Origin of the sequence: Flavobacterium oncorhynchi (assembly GCF_002217355.1) — a bacterium.
In the GTDB taxonomy this organism is placed as follows: Bacteria; Bacteroidota; Bacteroidia; order Flavobacteriales; family Flavobacteriaceae; genus Flavobacterium; species Flavobacterium oncorhynchi.
In genome coordinates this window covers 102,557-122,862 of sequence record NZ_MUHA01000010.1, presented here as the reverse complement: position 1 = coordinate 122,862, position 20,306 = coordinate 102,557, and the positions used below count along the sequence as shown (strand labels likewise).

Here is a 20,306-nt window from a genome sequence, read left to right as displayed (position 1 = left end):
CTTGAGTTTAGACTTTGAATTGTTTTATGAATTTTAGAAACGTAACACAACTGGAACTTGTATTTGTTACTACGGATATGATTTTGCTGAATCTGAAATAGAAAAAAACACCAGCTTTTTCAAGTGGTGTTTTACTTAGTTTCAGGCAGCGTTAAAATGTCAGACCAGTTTTTTTAAGATTTTGATAATGTTGTTACAAGAATTTGAATTCCTTTTTAGACCAAATCATAAGCTTTAGAAAAAGAAATAACCAATAGATACTTGAAATACTCCGTTTTTATTTTTGCTGGAAGAATTATCTACATTATTAATGTCAGTTAATCCTAGATTATATCTTACGCCAAAATTAAGACCGTTTTCAAGTTTATAGCCTAAGCCAAAATTAACGCCAAAATCAAAAGTATTAAACGAATCTTTTACGTTTATTTTTTCATTTTTAGCAGCAAGCAAAAAGCCTATTTGCGGTCCCGCTTCAACACTAAAACCTTTAGTTAGGTAATATTTTCCCATTAAAGGAAGGTTTAGGTAACTTAAAGCAATTGTATTATCATTGAAACTATATCCCTGACCAGAATACATTAATTCAGGCTGAAAAGAAAATTTTTCTGAAATTGGAATTTCTGATAAAACACCTAAATTAAATGCTGTTACATAATCAATGCCTTTGGTGTTATCTCCGCTGACAGTTGCGAAGTTTAAACCTCCTTTTGCACCAAATTTAATTTCTTGTGCATTAACATTTACAAAACCTAAAACTGTAAGAACAGCTAGTAATAATAGTTTTTTCATAAAAAGTGATTTGAATTATTTGAATACAAAATTGATTTTTTAAAAAGTAGAAAAGGTTTCAAAAGCTTAAATCTGTACAAATCGGTACTTATTTAATTGTGTTTTTGTATTCATTGGGTGTTTGGCCGGTTACTTTTTTAAACGCCTTATAAAAAGTGGTTTTTGAAGTAAACCCAGATTCTAATCCCATTGCCAGTAAATTGTAGTTTTCATAGTCAGAATTTGAAATCATTTTCTTGACCGCTTCAACTCGATAGTTATTTATATAATTGGCAAAATTGTCTCCAGTAATCGTATTTATAATTAGTGAAACATAACCTGCACTTATGCCAAGTTGTTCAGCAACTTTTTCTCTGTTTAATGTGCTGTCAGTATAAATGTGCTGCTCTTTGCAAAGAAGTTCTAGTTTTTGAAAATAAAGATTATCTGCCGTGATAGATTCTCGGTATTCTTCCGAGGCATTGTTTTCTTCTGTCAGCCTGCTTTCTATAATTTGTAAGCCGGCAGACGAAACAGCTAAATCATTGTTTAGAAAATGATAAATAGCATCTTTGTTCTTGGCAAGTTTGTATTTGTAAATACCTGCATAAGCTGTCCAATGAATTATAAATGTAGCACATATTGCCAGCCAGCTCATGGCAGCAGAAATATCTAATTGAAAAAAATAACCAGCCAAATAGGTAGTCAGCCAGGTAACCAGCAGCAAATGCATGAAGGTTAATATGGTAATGACCCATTTTTTCTCCTGAGGGTCTTTTAAATGCCTTATCATAAAATAAGAATAAAGGGGCAGAAACAGGACAATGATAACGGCCATTAAAAGCTGAATAATCCTGAGTATATTGATTACAGGGATGTATGCCTCGGGAATTTTATAAATTCCTGCTATAATGTCAAGACAAACGGCAACATTAAGAATACTGTTAAAGACAAATGGAATGTAATACAAATACGTTTTTTGTTTGTTTTTTACGGCATCGTCAATGCGGTTTATAATAAACTGAAAAGTGAAAACTGGTAATAGAAATATCCAATCGACAGCGTCTGTAAAACGTATTAAGGGATAGGATTTAAACACATTTTCAAGTTCAAAAACATAGTTTAGTAAAACGATGGAAAGTGTAAATAACAAGTAGGCTAGATATCTATTTGAATTACTATTGAATAAGGAAGATTTTAGAATAATGATGCCCAAGATTACTCCTTGAAAAATCGCAATATTTAAAATTGTGGTATAAATCAATTTTATAAAGTAAAAGTTATTTTTAAGATTTGTTTTGAGGAATAATGGTATTTAGTTGGTTTTTAAAACATAGCTTATTTCATATTAAATTACAGAACGAATTTAGGTTAATGCAAATGATTTTCTGAAGGGATTAAGAAATGATTAACTAAAATGGAAATTAGAAATCTGATCTAAAAGAAACTTTTTTAAAATAATTAAGTAAAACATACAAATATAATTGATGTATCAATTATATTTGTATCAATAAAACTAAATTACTAGAAAGCAAACAGACTAAAACAATCTCAAACGGAAAAAAAATAATATGAAAAAAAAATATCTAATCAATAAATTGCTGCCAAGTTTGATATTCATTCTTTTCTCAACACTAATTTTTGGACAAAAAAAGGAAGAGGTTAATCTGGCAAAATATATGCAGGCACAGGTTGATGTAAATAATTTTAGCGGTGCAGTCATAGTCACAAAAAATGGCTCGATTTTACTAAAAAAAGCATATGGTTTGGCAGACTATGAATGGAATATTAAAAACACAATTGATACTAAATTTCAGTTGGCATCTGTTACAAAGCAATTTACGGCAGCTGCTATTCTATTATTAGTCCAAGAAGGGAAATTGTCACTTACTGATAAGTTAAGTAAATTTTTTCCAGACTATCCAAAAGCCGATAATGTTACTATTCATATGTTATTATGTCACTCTTCAGGACTAGCGTTAGGTTTTAAAGAATTGGCATTAACTACTGTTTCTAGTGATGTTGCGTACGACGAAATAAAAAAAATACCCTATGAGTTTTCGCCGGGAACGCAAAGTGCTTATAGTAATATTGGCTATTATTTATTGGGGAAGATTATTGAAAAAACATCTGGTGAAAAATACGCGGTTTTTTTGAAGAAAAATATATTTGACAAAGCAGGAATGAAAAATACAGGAGTAAGTAATAATGATTCGATAATTTCAAAAAAAGCAAGAGTTTATTATAGAACCGAAACGGGATTTGTTCAGAATCCTTATATCAATTGGGGATTTAATGTTGGACACGACGGCATTTATTCTACTATTGAAGATTTGGCATTATGGGACAATATACTTTATGGAACAACAATACTAACAGCCGAAATGAAAAAACTGATGTTTACTTCCTATAGTGATGAAGGTTTTGGGTATGGATTTATGATTAATCCATTTTATAATCATGGACATCAGCTAATTGGACATGATGGAGGTTTTTTTGGCACAATGACTTCTTTTAATCGATTTACAGAGGATAAAATTTTTGTAACAGTACTTTCAAACAACGAATCATCTTCACAGATCATAGCTTATGGCCTTTCGGCAATTGCATTACAGATGGGGGTTGAACTTCCTTATAAACATCATCAAGCGAAGGCAGATAGTACTCAGTATGATAAATTCGCAGGCAAGTATGGAGAAATCGAAATAATTAAAATTGGAGAAAAACTATTTTATAACAGTTTAGATATGGAGCTTTTGCCTGAGTCAAAAACAAAATTTTTTAGAGCAGATAATAATGATAGGACGATAGAATTTATACTTGATAAATCAGGTGCTTACAATTCAATATTTCTAACAAAAGGAGGAGTGAAAGAAATTTTAAAGAGAAATGTCGCAATTACCAATGAACAATAATCTTTTGCTGATGCGAGTGTCTCGATGGTGAGTATAAAGTTATTTCAAAGTGTAAACAGATTAAAATAAAAAAGCTTCAGAGAAATCTGAAGCTTTTTTAGTAGTAGAAACAGTTGATTAACCGGCCAAATTATTGAGGATCGTTATAGTATAGCAGAATGAGCATCTTAATTTTAAAACATCGCGATGATTTGTTTGTAAAATAGAACGAAAACCTTTTTTGTTTCCTTGTCCAGATTCGTTTTATGCATCAAAAACAACAGTAAAATAAAAGTCCATATGATGATTTATAATTGAAAAATTATATATTTGAGAATTAATATTGTGAGATATTTATATCACAATATTAGCCCAAATTTGCATGGATAAGTATTCATTTTCCAAATGTATAATAAGTTGCGCTATTTTATAAAACAAAGACAAAAACAAATTAATCAGAGAATATTTTAACCAAAAACTATGCAAGAAGAAGTACAAAAACACACTCAAAGAATTTACAAAGCGGCGAAAAATAAAGAGCACTCATTGGGAGATAAAGTGAAAGAAATCCTAATAGAAATATTCATAATTGTTTTTGCAGTAACACTTTCAATATCGCTGCACAGTTGGAGCGAACACAAACATCAACAAGAAGAAGTAAAGGTATTTCTTGAAAATTTAAAGAATGATTTGCAAAATGATGTAAAAAGCATCGACATTGAAAAGGAAGCATACAAAAAATCAAACATGGATTATGAAAAAATTTTAGCACTAACGCCTCATCAACTTGACAGTATTTATAAGTCTAAAAATAAAGTTGAGTTCCCAATTTATTCACATGGACCAAAAATGAATATTGGTAATTTTGAAGGCTTTAAATCTAGTGGTAAAATTGGGTATATTGAAGACGAAAAATTAAAACAGAAAATCTTAAATTATTACCAAATATATGTACCGGCAATCAACGAAGTCGACAAATATTATAATGATTTTCTGTTTAAGTGTTTTGATAAAATGATAGAAAATGCGGATAAATCAGAACAAGAGATGTATGCAGACCCAAAATTTAAAAAGACAGTTGAATTTCTTGTCAAACTAGGTAATAATAACATAAGAGTTTATGAAAAAAATACAAAACCACTAACAATTGAACTTATTAAAGAAATTGAAAAAGAGCTGAATAAATAAAACACATATACAACTGCCGCTTATAGAAAATTTCGTTATGAAAATAGGCGCAGATGTCTCTGACTTCATATCTGTAATCTGAGTCAGACAATATATAAACAAAAAAGCTTCAGAGAGATCTGAAGCTTTTTTGTTGTTTTTTAAAGTATAAAAAACAAATTATTTCATCTCTATAAGTTTAAGCGTAAATTCCATTTGCGTATCCTTATGTTGAAAAAAATCATCTAGAGAAGGCCATACTTCATGATCAGGCATAATGCCGTGACCTTCTGGTTGATTAGCCTTTTTTGGGGCATCCTGAACCAGATTTACAATTGAAAATTGTGTTTTTATTTTTGAATTTGGAAGTTCATAGACCAGTGGCGAATGCCCATTGTGACGATAGTAACCACCTACGGTTTCCACACCAACTATGGTAACATTTTCAACATACGCTTTTACCAGAGAAGCAAAATGTGAAGCTGCTGATGCCACATTTTCATTAATCAAAAGATAAATTTTGCCTTTAAATCTTGGTGATTTTGGATAATAAACTGGATTGTATTTTTGGTTTTGCACACTTATGTTGTTTTTGAAAACCGGATACACATCTTTTAAGTATTCTTTTCCCATTTTTTTGGTAATACTATCCATGCGTTCTGATGTCGAAACGCCCCAGAAATATTTCTCGAAAGGCAAAAAGTTAGGATCAAAGATTATGGTCGCCTTTACATTTTCTTTGAATGGCTTATCTGTAAGGTACATTACAGGTTGTTCAAAGTTAGGATCACTTCCGCCTGGATTATTTCTAACATCAATTATCAGATTAGCAACTTTGTTTTTGTCCAGTTTTGTAAAAACGCTGTCCAAAAATTGAACATACGTTTGAAACTTAGGATCATCAGATCCGTACGCCATGCCAAACCATCTTAGATTTAATAAACCTGCAGCGGGATTAAGCATGCTAAAGCTGTAAGGAGCCTGCTTTTTGTAATCTATCAAATCAGTAACAGGAGCGCTAAATCTATTTTTAATGTTTGTTTCTCTTTGCTTCAGTGTTACTGCAGAAAGCACCTTTTTTTCAAGAGACTCAGATTTTGGTGCATTGTATTCTATAATGAATTCGTTGCAAAGACCATATTCCAGCAAATAGTTTATCCCAAACGATTTATTTACGCTTGCCGATAACTTTTCTGTCATATTATGACCATCCGCCGTATAATATTTATAAAAAGAGCGCATCAATTGTGCGTCATTTACCCCGTTTATGCTTCTTATTCTCGAACCAGAAGGGATTTCTGATGATTGACCATCGAAAATAATTTGTCCGTTAATATAGATAAGAGGATAAGGGAAAAATGATTTCTGCCGATTTAAAAAATTTATTAAATCTAGATCAGGTATAGTATAATTATGTACACTTCCTTCATAATCTGCCAGATGGAGCATTATTTTGTAAAACTCACTAACGCTCAAAGGCTTTTTAATACTTTTAATGGCTGCGCTATAAATGCTGTCTATTTGTTTTTTAGAACGGTATTGATACAAGCCAGAATTTGCTTTTTCATTTATGGCAAGAAGTAGTTTAAGATCCTCATGCATCTGTTTTTCTGAAAGCATTTTATTGTAGATTATTAAACTATCCTTCGTGTTCTTATCAAGTCCTTGCGCCTGAATTTTACAGGACAAGAAAAATAATAGTATAAAAAAGGGGATCAGTTTTTTGTTATTCATGTAGTACATTAGCTATAGGTTAAGGTTTAGGGGTTAATTTTTAGAGTTTAATATTCGCTGTTGGCAATCATTTTTTACTTTATTTTTTTAGTGGCATTCTTGTGATAAAAGTAAGATAAAATTGCATTACAATAAAAGAAAAATGATGCAAAGAGATTTAATGAAAAGCAATGAAAATAAACAGGATAGAATTGTAGTGTTTTGATTAATAGGTATTTAGTTTTTGTTTGTAAAAAGTTCTCATGCAAGAGTCAGCGGCATTTGTCTTTACTTTGGATTTGATAAAAAACTTTAGAATTAAAAACTGAATTCGTATATTGTTCTGCTAAAATTAACTATGCCAGGCATATCCATTTTAAAACAACTTTTTTTAAACGTTGTTGTGTTTATTTTAATAGAAACCATCTAGCTTATGAAAAAATCCTTAGTGCTCTTTATTGCATTCTTAGCTTTTACAGCGTGTTCAAAACATCAGGAGAAAAAAAATGTTGCCATCACTGGAATAGATTCTACATTGACACCTGGTAATGACTTTTTTAAATATGTAAATGGCAAATGGTACGATTCTGTATCAATACCACCATCTCAAGCCGGAGTAGGCGCCTATATGTTTATGAATTTTCCGCAGCGAATGCGCCTGCAGCGAATATTAGACAGTATTTCTAAAAGTGAGAATTCAGCAGGAAGTATAGCGCAAAAAGTAGGCGATTTTTATGCATCAGGTATGGATACTGTAACCATTGACAAACGTGGTTATACACCAATCAAACCCTTGCTTGCTAAAATTGAAGCCATTAGTGATTTACCGTCGTTAATGAAATTTGTAGCTAATGAAGAAAAAGCAGGCAATTCTTCTATTATAGCTTTTGGAGTGTCACCCGATGATAAAAACAGCAGCATGAACATTGCTCAACTTTATCAAACAGGGATTGGCTTGCCTGACAGGGATTATTATTTCAAATCAGATTCATCGACTGCAGCTATACAGGAATCATACAAAAAATACCTTACTGCATTATTTCAACAAACAGGCAGCAGTGCCGAAGAGGCTAAAAAGAATGCTGATTTAGTTTACGGTATTGACAAACAAATTGCTGGTTCACATAAAACAAAAGTTGAACTTCGAGATGTGCAGGCAAATTATAATAAAACGGCTGTAACAGATCTTGTAAAAAGACATCCGAACATAGATTGGAATACTTTTTTAAATAATTTAGGAGCTAAAACCGATTTTATTAATGTAAGTCAGCCAGCCTATTATGACGCTCTAAATAAGCTCTTAAAAACCATTCCTATTAATAATTGGAAAATTTACTTGAAAGCAAATGCTATAGAAAGATATGCAGATGATTTGAGTAAACCTTTTGTAGATGCCTCATTTGAGTACACTAAGGTGCTTTCTGGTCAAGCTGTACAAAAATCACGCGGAGAAAAAATGGCTAATGTTGTTGATAATTACTTAGGCGATGCGCTGGGAGAATTGTATGTAAAGAAATATTTTCCAGAAGATGCTAAAAAACGCATGTTAATTCTCGTGAATAATTTACAAAAAGCGTATGGCAAAAGAATTGACAAATTAGAATGGATGAGTCCTATTACGAAACAAAAAGCCAAAGAAAAATTATTTGCCATTACGAAGAAAATAGGATATCCAGATAAATGGAGAGATTATAGCAATGTACACATAGCTAGAAACACCTATTTTGAAAATATGGTTTCGGCCGCTGCGGCTGCATATCAGTTTCAATTGGTAAAATTGGGCAAACCAGTTGATAAATCAGAATGGTATACTACAACTCCAACAGTTACGGCATATAATAATCCTACTGCAAATGAAATTGTTTTTCCTGCAGGGATTTTACAAGCTCCATATTTTGATAATAATGCAGATGATGCACTTAATTATGGAGGTATCGGAATGGTTATTGGCCACGAAATAACCCATACTTTTGATGATCAAGGTGCGCAATATGACAAGGATGGAAACCTGAAAAACTGGTGGACAAAAGAAGATTACGCGCAGTTTAAATCTAGAATACAACAGGTTATCAATTTGTATAGTACCTATACTGTTTTGGGGGATTTACATATTAACGGCGCAATGACAGTTGGCGAAAATACGGCAGATATTGCTGGAATAGCAGTTGCTTACGATGCTTTTAAAATGACAGAACAAGGAAAAGGGAATGAAAAAATTGACGGCTTTACTCCAGACCAACGCTTCTTTATTTCTATAGCCAAAATATGGAGAGTAAAAATGAAAGACGAGTTCCTGCGTTTATGGATCAACAATAATCCGCATTCGCCGCCAAATTGGCGTGTTAATGGTCCGCTAATGAATACGACACCTTTTTACAATGCATTTAATGTAAAACCTGGAGATAAAATGTTTTTACCAGAGAAAGATAGAATAACGATTTGGTAGCGTTTTGCTCATGCTGACATTCATTTAAAAACAAGAAAGGCTTCAGAGAAATCTGAAGCTTTTTTTATTAGTAGTAGGAAGTATTCAAATGTCTAAACAAATGACCCTTGATTATTACAATATTTTAGAATGCACATCTTAAATTTTCTCTTCTTTTTGCTTTCACAACCAGTCCTATAAGTGTCGATAAATAGCAATCAAACTGAAAATCCTTTTGATAGTTTGTATTGAAAAAATTATATATTTGAAAGTCAAAGATGTGTGAAATTTATTATATATGTCTATTCAAATTTGGATGGATATTTATGGTTTTGTCTTACATATAAATAAGTTAGCGTTCAGTATTTGAAGACTAAAACAAATAATCAGAAACTTATAAAAAATCATGAAAAAAGAATTTCCAACTATAAAAACCGAAAGAGTTTTACTGCGGCAATTTGCAGATAGTGATCTTGAAAATGTTTTCAAAGGACTTTCACATCCAGAAGTTATTAAATATTATGGAGTGAGTTTTCAAACATTGGAAGCAACTAAAGAACAAATGTCCTTTTTTGCTGACCTTGAAAAAAATGAAACAGGAATTTGGTTTGCTATTTGTTCGGCTGATAACAAAACATTCTACGGAGCGGGTGGATTAAATAATTTAAGTAAAGAACATAAAAAAGCAGAAATCGGTTTTTGGTTAATTCCAAATTTTTGGGGACATGGAATTATGAAAGAAGCAATGCCCTTAATTTGTAATTATGGATTTGAAAATTTAGACCTTAACAGAATTGAAGGATTTGTTGAGTCGGAAAATACGAATTGTAAAAACGCAATGGCTAAACTTGACTTTCAATACGAAGGAACTATGAAAGACTGTGAAATTAAAAATGACAAGTTTATAAGTCTTGATATTTATGCTAAAGTAAAAGACAATTTAATAAAGCCTGAATAAGAAATCAAGTAGAAAAGCTCGAACTTCTAACGGTAGTTTCTGTCAGTTAACACTGGTATTTTTGCACATTTTAGAAGTAATTTTAAACACATAGTATGAAAACACAAATAGTTATAATTTTTCTTGTTTTTTTTGCATTCACTTCCTGTAAAGAAGACAATATTGATTGGATTTTTGTAGAAGGAGGGACTTTTGAGCAAGGCAAAAACCAAATTATTATTACTCCCAAAGGTGACACAATAAATGGTTTTACAAGTCCACACCGAATGGTTGAACTTGATAACTTTTATATAAGTAAATATGAAATAACGGTCAAGCAGTTTAAAGAGTTTTGTAAAAAAACAGGCAGAAAAATGCCTGACGCACCTATTGAAAATGCCTACGGAAAAAGGGTGCATTATAAATGGATAGATAATAATCCAATGCTTGCAACTTGGGATGAAGCAAATGACTATGCAAAATGGGCAGGAGGAAGATTGTCAACAGAAGCCGAGTGGGAATATGCTGCCAAAGGTGGAAAGAAAACTAAAAACTACAAATATAGCGGCAGCAATAATCCAATCGAGATTGGTTGGGTAAAAGAAAACTCAGACAGCATTTTTCATAAAGTTGGACTTCTTAAACCTAATGAATTAGGAATTCATGATATGACTGGAAATGTGGGTGAATGGGTTTCTGATTGGTATAATCCTGAAAAGGATAGCTTGGTAAGCAAACAGAATCCTCAAGGACCAATAGAAGGAGAAGGAAAATATAAAATTTCGAAAGGCGTTAGTTGGTTTTACGAAACCCAAAGTGCAGATGGAAAACCATTAGAATATGGAATTCATATGCCCGAAGTGCGATACCAATCTCCAAAAGATACTCGAAATGACGGTTTTGGATTTAGAATTGCGAAAAGTAAATAAAAAGAACCGCCGCTCATCCAATTAGTTATTATAAAAAGCTATCATAAAAAAAGTGGTTGGAGCTTAATTAGATATTGTAGATTCAATTTTTTGTTTACATATCTATTAGTATTTCTATATTTGTTTTACTATAAAAATGTTGTGATATAAAATGAAAAACATACTAATATACTTGATCTTATTTATATCAATTGCAGGTTGTAACAAAAAAATAGAACAGGAAAATACAGCAGAATTAAAGGATAAACAGATCAGGTTATTTTGGAATTGGTTTGTGGCAAATGAAGAAAGGTTTAGTAAAGTAACAAATAATGATAAAGTCTTAAAAGAAATTTTAAACCATGCAAGCACAATTGAAGGTGGACTCGCATTTGAAGTAAACTCAATAAAAAATGGAATTAAATCTTTAACCATTTCTGCAGATGGTGTAAAACAATTAATACCAACCGTGCAGAAAATGGTAGAAAAATCTCCAAAAATTAAAAGCTGGAAATTTATAGCTTTTAGACAAAAGAAAGATAAGAAGTTATCAACGGAGATTATTTACTTGTCGGATCAGTTGAAATTGGAACCTTCTAAAATGAAATTTTTTCCAATAGTTGAAAATGATAGCTTACAATTGATAATATATTCTCCCGGAATTAATAAAGAAAATTATAACGAAATATTTTATGGCGGCTCGGTATTGTTAGATAATTTGGTTGGGGAATACAAATTTATGACACAAGTAGATAATTATGATTTTCATAATATGCCAACAAGAAAAGAAGACTTAAATCAATTAACACCATTATTTGAACTTTCAGCTTTTATTGATAATTATGATGCAATGAAAAATAAAAATAGAGTCGATTAATCTTTATTTAAATTTATGAGAAACAAAACAATTCTTTATTTCGTTATAACTTTAATTTCAATCTTTCTATTGTGTTATTTTGGTCTTCAGGATTTTAACAGAAAAGGTTATGATACATCTCAGCAAGATTTTTCGAAAACAAAAGGAGGATTTATTCCTGAACAGCATACCGATTATATTTTTACAACTGTTACATCGGAATTTACCTTTAGTAATATGTTTTTTATCTTGGCAGTAACTTCATTATTTTTTGTTCTGATATGGAAAAAAATAATTAAAAAATCACCAAAGTCTTAATTGTTAGCATTTCTTGTCAATCTGCATATCTAGTTTTTATATTTTTTTAATTTCAATTTGAAAAGCTGTAAAAACAAAAAAACTTCAGATTTCTCGGAATCTTTTTTGCATTTCTTCCCTGTTCTGTTTTCTGTTCCAGAATGAATGTTATTAAAAACAAAGTCCAGACTAAAAAGTCTTAATTTCAAAGATAAAAAAGCATCTCATAGAAGCATTTTTCATTAGATAGTATATTCAAATTTGAGATAAATTATCTTTCAATATTTTTACGTTTTGTGTAAAACTATTTTAGAACAAGATAAGCTAATCCGTTACTTTCGGGTCGTAAATTTTTCTCTGGATCTTACAAAATAGAGTAATGATATTTTTTGTTTTCAGCAATGCTTTATACTATTGCCAGCTTAATCTTTTTTATTAAAATGAATGCATCAAAATGATTTTTATGACTTATGATCGATATAGATTTGCTTAACAGATTTTGTAAAAGAAGCAATTATGTTTTTTTTAATTTGTAGTAATGGTATTGTTAATCATTGTTGCGGCTGTTATACATAAAATAGGAAGTTGAAGATTGTTAAGTAAAAAAACTTATTAAAATTGTAAGATTTTATAGAGATATGTTTGAAAATTTTATAATTTTATATAAAATATAAAACATTTCGTATGAAAAAATTTAACATTTTATCGGTTGTATTTTTTATGGTTGTTTTTGGCAAAGCCCATGCTCAAGACACTAGAACAGATTTTCACACAGTAGGAATTACAATTCCCACAGTCGCTATTGTGGATATTGAACCAGCGTTGTCAAAAAATATTACTATGGCTTTTACTGCTCCTGTAGAGGCAGGTCTGCCTATTGTAGCTCCTGCTAACAATGCTAGTTTGTGGCTCAATTATTCTTACATTCCAACAGCAAGTGCAAAAACGGCTAAAGTATCTGTCAAAATGGATGCAGTTGTACCTGGATTAGATGTAAGAGTTCAGGCAGCTACAGCTACTGGATCAAATGGAGGAGGAACACTGGGGACTATTGCCGGCAGTGCAATTACTCTTACTGCTGCTGACCAGCAAATTGTATCAGCAATTGGAGCTTCATATACTGGAGATGGTGCTTCAAACGGACACAATTTGACTTATTCATTACATGCTAATAATTACACAGGTTTATTTGCCTCTACGCCATCTGTAACAGTTACTTATACTATTGCTGAAAACTAAAAGCAGTATTTTTTACAAGATCTTTGAACAAAAATAGTGTCGCTTACGTAAAATCAGGAGGCACTTTTTTTGTTTCCCCAAAACTACCTGAATATCTTAAATACCTACTATAATGACTTTAAAAAAAGCACTCTTTTTTATTGCAGTTTTCTTTGCGTACACTAATTTATTCGCAAGTATTGTTATTACCAATGGTTTGACGCATAATTACAGACTAAAAGAAGGAACACTGCAAAAAGGAATTATCACAATTGAAAACACTTCCGATGCTCCTCAAAATGTAAGGCTTTATCAGCAAGACTACAGCTATAATGCGACAGGTACTTCATTTTATGAAGATTATGGAAAAAATAAGAGGAGCAATTTAAAATGGATTAAATTAAATACTGATTTATTAAAAATAGAAGGTAAAGGTAAGGCAAGTGTATCTTATGAAATCATTATTCCAGAAAACACTCCCGGCGGCAGTTTTTGGAGCGTTGTAATGGTCGAACCTGTTGATGATATTGTACCCAATAATGTCAAAAATGGTATTCAGCTGCGAACACTCATTCGTTATAGCATTCAGATCATTACCACAAATGAAAAACCAGCAAGTGCTTTAATGACTTTTGATGCTATTGATTTAAAGAAAATTACCGGAAAGAATATTTTAGAACTTTCAATTTCAAATAATGGAGAAGTATTTCATCTTGTTGAAGCTTCCATCGAGATATTTGACAGTAAAGACGGTAGTAATAAAGGAAAATTCAAGAGCGATATAATGAGTTTGCTGCCTAACAATTCCAAGCTGTTTACTATAGATTTAAGTTCAGTTCCTTCTGGAAAATATAATGCTTCGATACTTGCGAGTAGTAGTGATGATCATGTTTTTGGAATAAATGTTGAACTAAATATACCAAATGAATAAAATAATAATTATATTATTATTCATTATTCCTTATTTTTTTCAGGCGCAAAACCTTGCGGTTAATTTAGTAAACCAGAATGAGTTTCTTACTCCGGGAAAAGTACAGACATTGGTTTTTAAGATTACTAATCCATTTTCAAAAGATATTTTGGTTACTCCAAAAGTCACACTTCCAAAAGGCTGGATTTTAGCCGCAGCTCCTTATGAACTTGATTTAGCTGCAAATGAAACTAAAATATATTTAGCAGCTATTCAAGTACCAATTAATGCATCAAAAGGTAAAGACAGCATGCATTTAATTATTAATGATAAAACAAATGCTATTTTGTATTCTCAAGATTTTGCGTTAATGGTAAGTCAGGTACAGCGGATAACATTAGATGTTATTTCTACGCCAAGCTATGTAAAAGCTGGAGATACTATTCATAGCTTTTTTATTCTAAAAAATGAGGGAAACGTTGAAGAAAATATCTTTATCGAGACTTCTGCAGCAACTTTTGTAAAAGGAGATAATCCTATTTTGTTATTACCTGGGATGGCGGCAACAATAAACGCATATCAATCTACTGATCTTAAACAACCCAAGCCGTCACAAAACTTAATTAAACTTACGGCTTCTATAAAAAGCGACACTACGCAATCTGTTTTTGCCTCGCAGATTACAAATGTTATTCCCGCTTTTCCGGTAAATGAAGATGTCTGGCTTCGTTTTCCTATTAGAGTAGCTGCAACGTATATTGGGACGCAGCAGCGAAATGACTATGACTCTGGTTTTCAGGGAGAAATTTATGGAAGAGGAGCTTTAAATGAAGAGAATACAAAATTTCTTGAATTTAGGGCAATCGGTCCGGATCGTTTCGGATTAACTGTCTTTTCTCAGTATGAAGAATATTTTATTAATTATAAATCCAATAATTTTTATGTTCATTTAGGAGATAAGATCTTTTACTCATCATTTTTGACCGAGTTTTCAAGATATGGAAGAGGTATAGAACTAAGACAAAAATACAAGAAATTAGAGGTAGGTGGGTTTTACAATAAACCGCGTTTTTTTAAAGATATTAAAGAGGAGATTAATGTTTATGCTAAAGTGAACTTTAATGCCAAAAATAATATACGCTACGGATATTTACTGAAACGAAAAGATATTGATCAGGAGGATCATTTGCATTATGTTTCTGGTGAGACAAATGTTTTTGATAAAATTGGTATACAAGGAGAATATGCTGTAAGTAATAATGAAAAAACACAAGGAACTGCATGGCAGCTGCAAGCCCAAACTTATTTTAATGATCTAAATGTTAGTGCAAGTTATATATATGCATCTCCTCATTTTTCAGGTTATTATACAGATACGCAATTTTTTACTTCCAACGTTAATTACCGGGTTTTACCCAAACTGAACCTTTCTGCTAATTATCAAAAGGATGCGAGAAATTTTGAAAGAGATACGCTCTATGGTGCGGCTCCATTTAGAGAAGCTTTTCAAATAGGAATACGTTATAACTATTTAAAAAGTGGAGCGGTTTCTTTGTTTAGCGGAACTCAGGAATATGAAGACAGAATGGAGCATAAACAGTTTTTTTATAAAGAAAGATTTAATCGTATCGAATTAACTCAGGATATTTATAAGTTTTCGGTCAATTTTCAAATGTTTTTCGCAGAAACAACTAATTTTTTGATTAATTCAACGGGTAAAACATCAATACAAACTGCAAACGTAAGCTATAATTACAAGCGAAATTCTATAAGCCTTTATGGCAGTTATTCCACTGTGAGTCGATATGCAGCAAAGGATGAGAAACTGTTTTTATATGGAGGACGTATAAATGCGACTATTGATGATCGATGGTATCTGAGTTTATTCTATCAAAATACATACTATCTTGAGGAATACTATAGAGATAGAAATCTTCTGGAACTGGCATTAAATTACAGAATATCACCAAGACAGCAAATAAACATGCTTTCTCGATATGCTTTAGCACAAAAGCAACTAGAGAATAAAGATTTTTCATTTTCTGTACGGTATGCGCTGGATATTCATGCGCCTATTAAAAAAGTCAAAGAGTATGGTTTTTTTGAAGGAAATATCACTACTTTAGAGAGTGCACAAATACAAGGTGTAAAACTTCATTTGGGGCCTTACTCAGCTATTACTGATGAACGGGGTCATTTTTTGTTTAAAAATGTAAAACCCGATACTTATTTTCTTGAGATAGAACAAGGAACACTGGGGGTAAAAGATATTACAGATATTGATATTCCTGCTAAAGTCACGATAGTAGAAGGAGGAAATTATCTCGATTTTGGTATTACAAAAGCCTCAAATATTAAAGGAATTATAATACTCGATGACAAAGATATTGCCAACAAAGAACAAAGTGTAATTGTCGAAATAATATCAGATAATCAGGTTTTTAGAAAAATATGTAAAATAACCAAGCCTTTTGATTTTACATACCTAAGACCAGGAGATTGGAAGTTAAAGGTATATCGCAGCGCATTAGACAGCAAATATAAAATTCTTACTAATGAAATAAATTTAACACTTAACCCTAATGAAGAAAAACAAGTTCAGATTAAGATAAGTAAAACAGAGAAAGAAATAAAATATTTGCAAAAACCAATGAAAGTAGGTTTTAACACTTCAAAAGATAAAAAATGATTTTTAATTCAATTCAATTTGTTTTTGGGGTATTGCTGTTTTTTTGTGGTACTTTTTTTCTTTCAGCGCAAACGTCTGGAAACCGTAATATTAATATAAATCTTTCAGAAGTTGCATTACTTGATGTTGAACCGAGTATGACTGCTATTTCTTTTAACTTTTTGGCTCCAACAGAAGCGGGTCGTCCGCTGACGATTCCTGCTGTTAATACCACAAAATGGTTGAACTATACCTCTGCTAAAAAAACAACAACGCCTTCAAGATTTATTAGTGCCCAAATTGATCAGTCCTTTGCGGGACTATTTGTAAAACTTCAAGCTGCAGCTGCTACTGGTAGCGGCGGAGGTACTCTTGGAACTTCAGCCGGTAAAGTTACACTAACCACTTCGCCTACTACAATTATAACGGGTATTGGCGGTGCTTATACAGGAAATGGTATTAATAACGGACACTTGCTGAATATTTCTTTAGAAGTTGATGATTATAAGAAATTGGTACAAACAACTAGTAAAATAATTACGATAACCTATACTATTAGTAACTAAAAAGATGGTGAAACATTCCAGTATGAAAAATCGAATAAATGCATCTATAAGGTTATTGCTTTTAGCGGGCGCTTTATTGGTATGTATAGCTGCTAAATCTCAAACGATTACAGTAGTAGGTACAGATTGGAGTCCTGTTGTTCCAACCATTACAGAAGCAGGATCTGATTATGCAGGAACCTATGAAAGTACCTCTACTCAAATGAGTTTAAATTTGACAGTGCCGGCTCTTTTAGGTACTGGTAAGATTTCGGTACGATATGAACCCAATCCTACCTGGAATAATGCGCTAAAAATCGATGTAAGAAAACTAAATAACGGATCAGGATTATGTGTGCTTTGTAGTATGACTCCAAATCAAGCGGCGCCCTATCAGGAGGTTCTTACAAATGATACAGAGTTATTTAGAGTAGTTGCTGTTTTATCATTAGCAGAAGTAACTAATATTGGTTTAAACCTTCGAGTACGAGGAGTGTCTGTTACAACTCCGGTTGATAACTACACTGCTCGTATTGTATTTACTATTGGTCCGCAATAAAAAACATCAGATATAAAAAAAGCCTCAGAATTTCTCTGAAGCTTTGTCTTAGTAGTGGGAAGCATTCAAATATCTAACCAGTTTATGGATGATTTTAATAAAGTTGTCGTAAGAATTTGACGTTTTTTTTAGATTGAATCATAAGTTTTATTAAAATCTATATCCAGCACTAAGCCCAAATTTTGCAACAATAGTATGATCTGTTTTATCTGCATTGATTAATATACCACCATAACCAATATTTGCTTCAAAAAGAAATCCGCTTTTACTGACCCACTTCCAGCCTCCGCCGGCACCGAGAGCAAAATTAATAACGTCGGGATTTTCAGTATATATAGAATGATCTTCTGAAGCGTATATTTTTTTGCCATCTGTTGAAGCCAGCATTCCAAATCCTTCAACAAACCAGCCTGATGCGTATTTTTTACCAAAATATCTTCTGTAATACGGAGATATTGAATAATTTAAATCCTTTTCATTCTTTTTATTGTCAAACACATAATAAAAAGAAATTCCTAATGACGAATTATGATTTAAATGTCTTTCATAACCAACCTGAAAAGATTGCCATAAAGGAGCAAGAGCGTTTAATTTAATTTCATTATTTTTCTGATAAAGATCAGTTCCATTTTGAGCATTGGCAGAATAAAAGACAAATAAAATGATCAGTAGTAAAAAGTTTTTTTTCATAAAAAGTGCTTTGAATTATTTAAATCCAAAATTCATATAAGAAAAATTAGAAAAGGTCTCAAAAGCTCAAAACTGTATAAATTGGTACCTATTTGCTTGTGGTTTTATATTCATTTGGCGACTGGCTTGTAGCGACTGGCTTGTAACCCCGCTCTTCGAAGATTTCTTGGGGAAAGCTGTCTGAATGTCTCGTGATTTCGCGCCCGCAAAGAGAATCAAGGTATAAACAAAAAAAAGGCTCCAGATTTCTCTGAAGCTTTGTCTTAGTAACAGGAGCTGTCAATTATCTCACTAGTTTATTGAGGTTATTATGCGATTTTTGCATTAACATCTTAAAATTAATAATTAAAAAAAATAATATAAATTGACTTGATTTAAATCCAAGCGGTTGCAGCTTGGCTAACTGGTGGAAATTGAAGCGGAAATATTCAGTTTTGCATTAAAGTTCAATCCAGAAACTAAATTAGAATTTAGCACTTAGTTGTTATGCGCTATTTATTTTTTATTTATATCAGCATACAATTTATCAACTACTTTTTCTAAAATTTCGCCTGTTTCATTAAAGCTGGTGTTTGTCAATATGGATATTCCTATATTTTGTTTTGGATAAATCACAAACCAATTCTGCATTCCGTATATACCTCCGTGATGTCTATAAATTAATTCGTCATCATTTTTTATGATGTACCAATGATAACCTTCCCAAAAATCAGTACCTTCTTTGTATAATTTTTTATGAGATTCGTTTACAATAGGATTTGACTTGTCTAGTTGCAATTTCATATATTTCACTAAATCCGTAGTCGTAGAATGCAATCCCGAAATTCCACCCCATAAAGTCCTAGTGAAGTTAGGCATTAACTCGTTTTTATCGTTATAACCTTTTACTAATTTTGTTCTATCATTTTCATTTAGTGCAAACTTGGTTTCGTTCATTTTATTTGGCTTCAAAACAAAATCCATTACCAATTCCTCAAAAGGCTTTTGATATACTTTTTCAAGTATATATGCTGTCAACTCTGGAGCCGTGTTTGAATAGTAATATACTTCTCCAGGTTTTGTTTCAATTTTGATTAGTTTTAATCCTTCAAAAAAAGCTTTTTTATTTTCGCTTTTTATAGGGAAATTAGGAAATCCACTTGTATGGGTGATGAGGTGTCTGATTTTTATAGGTTCACCTTTAAATTCAAGATTAGGATAAGGTTCATCAAGATAAACTCTAATATCATCATCTAAATTTATTTTTTTGTCAAGCACAGCTTTCGCTGCTATATATCCTGTAAAAGTTTTAGTTACAGAAGCTAGTTCATATAGTGTAGAATCGTTTGGCTTGTTTCCTTTTCCGATAGTTAGTTCACCAAAATGTTTTATTGTGCTTTTTCCATCTTTAAGCACTGCAACGGAAACAGAATGAAATCGTTTGTCTTCTAATAACTGAACAGCATTATTTGTAATCGCATTTTCAACACTTTGAATATTGGTTTGATGAACACTTTTACAGGCAAGTAATGTGAAAAATAAAATAGTGATTAAATATTTCATTGTCGTAATTTATAGTTTAATTCCCTGATTAAAGGGTTAAATAGCTGAGAGAAGAAGGAAGATGAAAATACTTTGTATTATAACTTTCGATGCTTTTATCATTTTTTAAGATTATTAATAATAAGCGCAAATATCCCGAATGCAGATTGTTTCGAGGTTTTAATTTATAAAATAGGAGTTCAATTCTATAATATTGAACTCATTTTAGA

At 31.7% G+C, this 20,306-nt stretch carries 17 protein-coding genes; 12 read left to right on the top strand and 5 right to left on the bottom strand.

What is annotated here, in order from left to right:
- Positions 1 to 234: 234 nt before the first annotated feature.
- Both B0A75_RS08840 and B0A75_RS08835 read right to left on the bottom strand, forming a co-directional pair.
- The gene (locus B0A75_RS08840; RefSeq protein ID WP_089053920.1) at positions 235 to 789 is read right to left on the bottom strand and encodes a porin family protein; all 555 of its coding nucleotides are present in this window, start codon (positions 787 to 789) and stop codon (positions 235 to 237) included.
- An 88-nt stretch (positions 790 to 877) separates the two neighbouring features.
- Positions 878 to 2,032, bottom strand: coding sequence for a helix-turn-helix domain-containing protein (locus tag B0A75_RS08835; protein WP_089053919.1), 1,155 nt, complete (start codon positions 2,030 to 2,032; stop codon positions 878 to 880).
- 307 nt (positions 2,033 to 2,339) lie between these two features.
- On the opposite strand from B0A75_RS08835, the gene B0A75_RS08830 reads away from it, so the two are divergent.
- Both B0A75_RS08830 and B0A75_RS08825 read left to right on the top strand, forming a co-directional pair.
- A complete protein-coding gene (locus B0A75_RS08830; protein ID WP_089053918.1) occupies positions 2,340 to 3,683 on the top strand; it encodes a serine hydrolase in 1,344 nt (447 codons plus the stop codon).
- A 459-nt stretch (positions 3,684 to 4,142) separates the two neighbouring features.
- Positions 4,143 to 4,850, top strand: coding sequence for a DUF6090 family protein (locus tag B0A75_RS08825; RefSeq protein WP_089053917.1), 708 nt, complete (start codon positions 4,143 to 4,145; stop codon positions 4,848 to 4,850).
- A gap of 159 nt (positions 4,851 to 5,009) precedes the next feature.
- On the opposite strand, the gene B0A75_RS08820 is transcribed toward B0A75_RS08825, so the two are convergent.
- Entirely contained in the window at positions 5,010 to 6,449 is a 1,440-nt protein-coding gene (locus B0A75_RS08820) for a S41 family peptidase (RefSeq protein ID WP_165765106.1), read from the bottom strand.
- A gap of 526 nt (positions 6,450 to 6,975) precedes the next feature.
- Between B0A75_RS08820 and B0A75_RS08815 the strand changes: the two genes are divergently transcribed.
- The 10 genes from B0A75_RS08815 (at position 6,976) to B0A75_RS08770 (ending at position 17,865) form a co-directional block, all read left to right on the top strand.
- Positions 6,976 to 8,988 (top strand): M13 family metallopeptidase, encoded by a 2,013-nt coding sequence (locus B0A75_RS08815; protein WP_089053915.1) that lies wholly within the window; start codon positions 6,976 to 6,978, stop codon positions 8,986 to 8,988.
- 385 nt (positions 8,989 to 9,373) lie between these two features.
- Positions 9,374 to 9,925: a GNAT family N-acetyltransferase gene (locus tag B0A75_RS08810; RefSeq protein ID WP_089053914.1), complete on the top strand. Its 552-nt coding sequence runs from the start codon at positions 9,374 to 9,376 to the stop codon at positions 9,923 to 9,925.
- Positions 9,926 to 10,020: 95 nt separating this feature from the next.
- The gene (locus B0A75_RS08805) at positions 10,021 to 10,833 is read left to right on the top strand and encodes a formylglycine-generating enzyme family protein (protein WP_089053913.1); all 813 of its coding nucleotides are present in this window, start codon (positions 10,021 to 10,023) and stop codon (positions 10,831 to 10,833) included.
- A gap of 151 nt (positions 10,834 to 10,984) precedes the next feature.
- Complete coding sequence (locus B0A75_RS08800) at positions 10,985 to 11,689, top strand: hypothetical protein (protein ID WP_089053912.1); 705 nt, start codon at positions 10,985 to 10,987, stop codon at positions 11,687 to 11,689.
- A gap of 15 nt (positions 11,690 to 11,704) precedes the next feature.
- Positions 11,705 to 11,986, top strand: a complete 282-nt coding sequence (locus tag B0A75_RS08795; RefSeq protein WP_089053911.1) for a hypothetical protein — start codon at positions 11,705 to 11,707, stop codon at positions 11,984 to 11,986.
- 663 nt (positions 11,987 to 12,649) lie between these two features.
- The gene (locus B0A75_RS08790; RefSeq protein WP_089053910.1) at positions 12,650 to 13,204 is read left to right on the top strand and encodes a hypothetical protein; all 555 of its coding nucleotides are present in this window, start codon (positions 12,650 to 12,652) and stop codon (positions 13,202 to 13,204) included.
- 112 nt (positions 13,205 to 13,316) lie between these two features.
- On the top strand, positions 13,317 to 14,114 hold the full coding sequence (locus B0A75_RS08785; protein ID WP_089053909.1) for a hypothetical protein: 798 nt from the start codon (positions 13,317 to 13,319) through the stop codon (positions 14,112 to 14,114).
- Positions 14,107 to 16,782, top strand: coding sequence for a hypothetical protein (locus tag B0A75_RS08780; protein ID WP_089053908.1), 2,676 nt, complete (start codon positions 14,107 to 14,109; stop codon positions 16,780 to 16,782). Before B0A75_RS08785 ends, B0A75_RS08780 begins: the two co-directional genes overlap by 8 nt.
- Positions 16,779 to 17,327, top strand: coding sequence for a hypothetical protein (locus tag B0A75_RS08775; RefSeq protein ID WP_089053907.1), 549 nt, complete (start codon positions 16,779 to 16,781; stop codon positions 17,325 to 17,327). Before B0A75_RS08780 ends, B0A75_RS08775 begins: the two co-directional genes overlap by 4 nt.
- Positions 17,328 to 17,349: 22 nt before the next feature.
- Positions 17,350 to 17,865, top strand: coding sequence for a hypothetical protein (locus B0A75_RS08770; RefSeq protein ID WP_089053906.1), 516 nt, complete (start codon positions 17,350 to 17,352; stop codon positions 17,863 to 17,865).
- Between the two features lie 150 nt (positions 17,866 to 18,015).
- Here the strand turns inward: B0A75_RS08770 and B0A75_RS08765 are convergent, their stop codons facing one another.
- Together B0A75_RS08765 and B0A75_RS08760 are read right to left on the bottom strand one after the other, a co-directional pair.
- Complete coding sequence (locus tag B0A75_RS08765; protein ID WP_089053905.1) at positions 18,016 to 18,555, bottom strand: DUF3575 domain-containing protein; 540 nt, start codon at positions 18,553 to 18,555, stop codon at positions 18,016 to 18,018.
- Positions 18,556 to 19,050: 495 nt separating this feature from the next.
- The gene (locus B0A75_RS08760; protein ID WP_244284368.1) at positions 19,051 to 20,097 is read right to left on the bottom strand and encodes a serine hydrolase domain-containing protein; all 1,047 of its coding nucleotides are present in this window, start codon (positions 20,095 to 20,097) and stop codon (positions 19,051 to 19,053) included.
- Positions 20,098 to 20,306: the final 209 nt, after the last annotated feature.